Source organism: Methylobacter sp. BlB1 (assembly GCF_015476545.1).
Lineage (GTDB): Bacteria > Pseudomonadota > Gammaproteobacteria > Methylococcales > Methylomonadaceae > Methylobacter.
In genome coordinates this window covers 18,763-23,954 of record NZ_JADMKV010000065.1, presented here as the reverse complement: position 1 = coordinate 23,954, position 5,192 = coordinate 18,763, and the positions used below count along the sequence as shown (strand labels likewise).

The following is a 5,192-nucleotide window of genomic DNA, read 5'->3' as shown; positions in this document are numbered from 1 at the left end:
TCAGCGGCACCATGTTGATTTCCGAAACCGGATGCTGGCTTTTGTTTTGGTCGAAACTGCCGAAGGCCATCACGCACCTCCCGGAACAACGGCCGCTGTTGGCATGGCGGCTGACTGCGCGCCCATGGGCGCGCCGGTGGTCAAGAAGGAAAACAAGTCATGCGCGTAGGCATCAAGGCGCGCCAGCATCAGGCGGTTGGCGCGCGCGCAAGCGTTGTAGGCCAGTACCGCCGGTATCGCCACGGCCAGGCCCAGCCCGGTCATGATCAGCGCTTCGCCCACGGGGCCCGCAATCTGGTCGAGCGTGGCGGCCCCGCCTTGCCCGATGCCGAGCAGGGCATGGTAGACGCCCCAGACCGTGCCGAACAGGCCGACGAACGGCGCGGTGCTGGCGATCGAGGCCAAGGCCGTCAGGCCCCATTCCAGGCGCGCGGTTTCCTCGCCGATCGCCCGGCGCATCGAGCGCGTCAGAAACTCCGTGGCGGAGCCGGCCTCATGCAGGCGATGCGCGCCATGAGTGGCGTGATGTCGTGCCCCGGTGATGGCATGCCAGGTCAAATAGGCGAACGGCTCGCTCGGCGCGTGCTGATTCAGATAACGGGCGACCTCGTCGAGCGAGGCGGCGTCCCAGAATGTTTTCAGAAATTGCGCCGAGCGCCGGCGCATCATGGCGCCTTGCCAAGCCTTGACGACGATGAAATACCAGCTGGCGATCGACATCGCGGCCAGCAAGCCAAAAAGCGTTTGTCCGACGCCGTCGCTTTGGGACAGGAAATGAGTGAGATTGTCTTTGAAATCCATGAGTTTATCCTTCAAGAGTAAATAAAATAGGCACGACGATCCAGGCTGCCACAATCTAGCCGCCGCGGTGACCGGGCACGAAGCGCCAGTCCTTGACCGTTTCCAGCGCCGCCTGATCCAGGTCACCCTTCCTGGATGAATGCCACCGTGATTGTCACCGTCATCTGCCGCGGCGGCTTCGCCATCGGCGCGGCGGCCTGTGCCGCCTGCAGCGCCTTTTCATCGAGCAGGGCCGAACCGCTGCTCTTATGAACGGACAGAGAGGTCGGCAGGATGTCGCCGCTCTCGGTAATGGTAAAGCGGATCGTGGGCGCGCCCACGTACCCGGCGTCGCGCGCTTCCCGCGGATACTCCAGGTGATCCTGGATCTCCTGTGTCAGGCCGGCAAGGTACTTGCGGATCAGGCTCACTTCCGATTCACGGGGCTTCAAGGTCTGCTTCACCTGCTGCGCTTCAGCCCCTTTGGGCATGGTTTGTTCGCTTGCGGGTGGTGCAGCCCTTGCCAGTTGCTGCTCCGGCTGCTGTTCCGGCTTCGGCTTGGTCTCGGTCTTACCCGGCTGCTCCTTCATAGGATTCGGAACCTTGCGTGCAGACCGCTCAGGCGCCATCGCCTTCTTCACCATCTTCTTCACTGCCTTCTGGGGCGGCGGCGCGGGCGCCTTCGGCGCGTTACGCTCGATATCGTCGCCCCGCTGCTTCTGTTCGGCCTGGCGGTTGCCCACCATGCCGATATACTGCACCACCAGTTGATCGCGCTGCGGCGCCGGCTTGCGCACGTTCACGTTCAACACACCCATCGCCAGCACCGCATGCAGTGCCAGCGAAGCGAACAGGCCGATACCGACGCCTAAGCGGGAACCGGGCGCGGGCGCCATCGCCCCTGCCGTTGCCACCTTGCGCATCACTTCACCCCCGCCATCGCCCGCGTGCCCGTAGCCGTTGCTGTCTTGGCCTGCTTACCTCCGCCTGTAGGGATTGCCGCCGCGACCACGCCAGCGGCGCTGAGCAAGCCGATCACGCCGTAGTCGATCGCCCCCGCCAGCCATTCCATGTTCATATCGATGTCTCCTTTACAGTTCAATACGCCAGGCCGACCTGCGCCAGCACACGGTTATCGTCTTCGCTTGCTACGGCATGCGGGCGCGGTCCCACGCCATGCGCGTACTGGACCATGCCGTTGAAGGGCCCCCAGCCCACGTAGTAGCCGAAACCGACGTCGGACAGCTGGATGCTGTTCTCCAGCGCATAGCTGCCATTCTCCAGGTTGACGGCTCCGGTGTCGGCGAACACGCCCGCCGTATGCCTGATGCCGCTCCAGTCCGGCAGGGCGTAGCGCAGTTCGACCCCGATCAGGTAGCCGTTGTCGCCGGTCACCGTCTCGCGGTAGGCCTTCACGCCGCCGCAGCTGCTGCAGGTCAGGTTCATCTGCTCGACGGCATCGAGGTTCTTGTCCAACAGCGCTTTCTGCAGGCTCACCGTGGTGTTCAGTTTCCACGACGGCGCCAGAGAGAGCGAGGCTAAAAGATCGACATTGAGCCGCGCGTAATCCCCTGCGGTGTTGGCGCCGGCCCTGTTGAGCGCTTCCTGCTCCGCGTTGCTGAAGTCGAGATTGCCGTAGGTGAAGCCGACCGTCGCAGTGCTGTAGATCCCCAGCCCGAACAGGGAACCCCAGCGCTCGTGGCGCACGCCCAGGTTGCCGGTTTTCGCCTCCCTGGAGGTGGCGAGATCCGCCGCGCCGATCTTGTCGCGCAGCAGCTTCTCCGACAGCCCAAACGACAGGTAGAGGCTTTGCTCGCGGCTGCGCAGCAGCGGATATCTCAGCGCCGCATCGAAGTAATAGGCCTCGCCCGTCGCGTCGAGGTCGGCATAGATGGAGCCCAGCTCGTAGGTCGTCACCGCCGCCGCGATATCCGCCCTGAGGCCATTGTTCATCAACGGTAAGCTGTATGCCGCACGGCCGTTTATCAGCCCCGTGTCTTCGCTCACCATGCCGCCCACGGTGAGCTGATCGGCAATGCCGAGCGGCGAATTCAACGATGCCCCCGCGCTCAGGCGGTACTCGCCGGTATAGCGCGAACCCAGGTTGTCGCCCAGCAGATAGCCCTGCACCCGCTGGTCTGTGGGCACCTCTATGCCGAAATCCGAGGTGCCGGCGGCTTCGCCCGGCGCGATCGTGAGCTTGGGCATGGCCCCGCCGGGCATGTCATCGATGAGCAGCATGGCGCGCTCGAGCTCGTCCCGCGTCACCGCGCTTTCCCCTTGCAGCGAAGCAAAGGCGCCCAGCAGCAGACCGTCGTTCACCAGCGACTTGTTGTCGAGCGTAAACTTTCCATACTTGCCGACGATGATGCGGATGGTCAACACCCCCGAGGTGGCGTCCTGTCGCGGCACATAGGCCCGCGCCACCAGATAGCCCCGGCTGCGGTAAAGCGCGGTGAGCCTGGCAGCGGCTTCCTGAATTTCGGCCATGCTGAGCGCGCGCCCCTTGTAGGGGTCGAGTTCGGCCTGCAACTCGGCTTCGGGAATGAACTCCGCGCCTTCCAGCCGGAACTCGCGCACCATCAGCGTTTCACCCTTGGGCAGGGTCAGCGGGCGCGTCTCCTGCTCGACAATTTCCGGCTCGGGCGCCTCGCGCGGCGGGGGACGGCGCGGCTGCTGCGCGTCCTTGATCGCGTCGCCGATACGGTAGTTGGGTATCACGGGCGTCTCGGCCTGGGCCGCGCCGGAAAAGGTACAGCCCATCCACAGGGCGAAAAAGTTCAATAGCCGGCGGTTTGTGGCGCCGGCGCGAGAAAATCGATTCATTTAATTAATTGATAACAGTGACTGGTAAAAAAGGCCAGCCGCCGCGGGCAGCGGCGGCTGGCGTCCCGGCGAGCGGGGCAGAAGCGTAGCTATACCTTTGACTTGATCGGTACATTAAGCCACGCAAAAAACTCAAAGCGTTTGGTAGCAGTGGTTGGTCAAAAAAGTGTTCCACGCCCCCGATCCAATATCCATATAAGACACCAGGTCTGCCGCGACTGTTTCCTGGGCGCCACTGGCAATATCGATCAGAACGCCATACTGTTGCGTTAAGTAGGAACTATTTGAGAACTTGACATATCGTGCTGACGGATAGGTTCCGGAGTCGCACACTTGAGACCAGCCGACAAATCCACCCGTCACCGAATTGTTATTGATAGCCTGCAAGGTGAGATCAACATTGTTGTATTCGCATTGCCACTGACTGCCAGAAATTAGGCTCGAACAAGCCGTCGTTACGTTTGTACCAGCATTATAAAGAAGTGTACCCGTATTCCAGAATCCCATGGGACTTAATATATAGCCGGCCGCAAATCCATAAGGAGCATTCGTATGATTTGCAACGGCGATCGTACTTGCTGTAGGCGTTCCGGAAGAATGTTTCAGAACCACATAGTCCGAGAGACCGTCGGCATAAGCGCCACTACCTTGTCCCGTCAAGAAATAATCTGCCGCAACATTGGAATTGTAAGCATTAGGGGACAGCAAAAACACAGGTATACCTTTGGCATATCGGAACTCTGAACCCAAGTTTTTACCAGCAGTCACGACATCCGTTGCAAAACCTTGATCGGCGGACAGAAATAGTGAAATGTTATACGGATTTCCGCCGGTAATGCTTGAGGAAATGGTTCCCGACGAACCATGGCACAGATTTACCTTGTATGAAGTTCCAACAACGTAGTCGTCAGCCAATTCCGCCGCAGGGTCTTTGAAATTGGATGCCACCGCAACCGTTATCGTCGTGGTTATCGGTGTTACGGTACCTATTGACTGATGGTAAAAATTGCTCCCTCCCGGACAATCCACGGCATAGGAATAGGCGGATACCAGCAATAATGCTGCCGTACCGATTACTTTGCGGATGTATCTTGAAAATTGATTCATGGTTTTCTCTTCCAAAAGAATTAAATAAAAGCTGACGAAGCTCGTCGAGGCCTGCGCGGCGCAACGATATCGTTTCCTGCAGAACATCTATCCAGTCATCGTTAACTGGCCAACACCAGGATGTGGTGTCTATTCACTAAATTATTCGTTATTCATTTTTTATCCTCCTTATCCAAGTCTTTATCCTCCTCATCCAAGTCATAAATCACTCCATCAACCTCAATACGCCGCACATGTGCGGAATAGCTGCCCGGGTCAGTGAAAACAATGTTATTGTCAATGCTGGGTGGGGCTGCGGCTGACTGAGTATTTGTGCCGGAGCTCTGGGTGGACTGCCGTCGAACCTCAGCCATCCGCGCCGCGCCCAGCTGCGATGCAGTGTTAGCTACAGCCTGTGCCGTGGCCTGTACCGCGGCTTCTGCGGCTGCCTGTGCTGCGGCTTCTGCAGCTGCCTGTGCTGCGGCTTCTGCAGCTGCCTG

The 5,192-nt window shown here is 59.8% G+C and carries 6 protein-coding genes; all 6 read right to left on the bottom strand.

From position 1 onward, the window contains the following. Positions 1-69: 69 nt before the first annotated feature. Positions 70-801 carry a MotA/TolQ/ExbB proton channel family protein gene (locus IT781_RS18475; RefSeq protein WP_194971654.1) on the bottom strand — a complete coding sequence of 244 codons (732 nt, stop codon included), beginning with the start codon at positions 799-801 and terminating at the stop codon, positions 70-72. A 122-nt stretch (positions 802-923) separates the two neighbouring features. Next, positions 924-1,703 (bottom strand): TonB family protein, encoded by a 780-nt coding sequence (locus tag IT781_RS18470; RefSeq protein WP_194971653.1) that lies wholly within the window; start codon positions 1,701-1,703, stop codon positions 924-926. Beyond that, positions 1,703-1,858: a hypothetical protein gene (locus IT781_RS18465; RefSeq protein ID WP_194971652.1), complete on the bottom strand. Its 156-nt coding sequence runs from the start codon at positions 1,856-1,858 to the stop codon at positions 1,703-1,705. Before IT781_RS18465 ends, IT781_RS18470 begins: the two co-directional genes overlap by 1 nt. A gap of 20 nt (positions 1,859-1,878) precedes the next feature. After that, on the bottom strand, positions 1,879-3,606 hold the full coding sequence (locus tag IT781_RS18460) for a ShlB/FhaC/HecB family hemolysin secretion/activation protein (RefSeq protein ID WP_194971651.1): 1,728 nt from the start codon (positions 3,604-3,606) through the stop codon (positions 1,879-1,881). A gap of 132 nt (positions 3,607-3,738) precedes the next feature. Beyond that, the gene (locus IT781_RS18455) at positions 3,739-4,713 is read right to left on the bottom strand and encodes a substrate-binding domain-containing protein (protein WP_194971650.1); all 975 of its coding nucleotides are present in this window, start codon (positions 4,711-4,713) and stop codon (positions 3,739-3,741) included. A 152-nt stretch (positions 4,714-4,865) separates the two neighbouring features. Then, a partial coding sequence (locus IT781_RS18450) for a hypothetical protein (RefSeq protein ID WP_194971649.1) occupies positions 4,866-5,192 on the bottom strand: 327 nt, incomplete at its 5' end.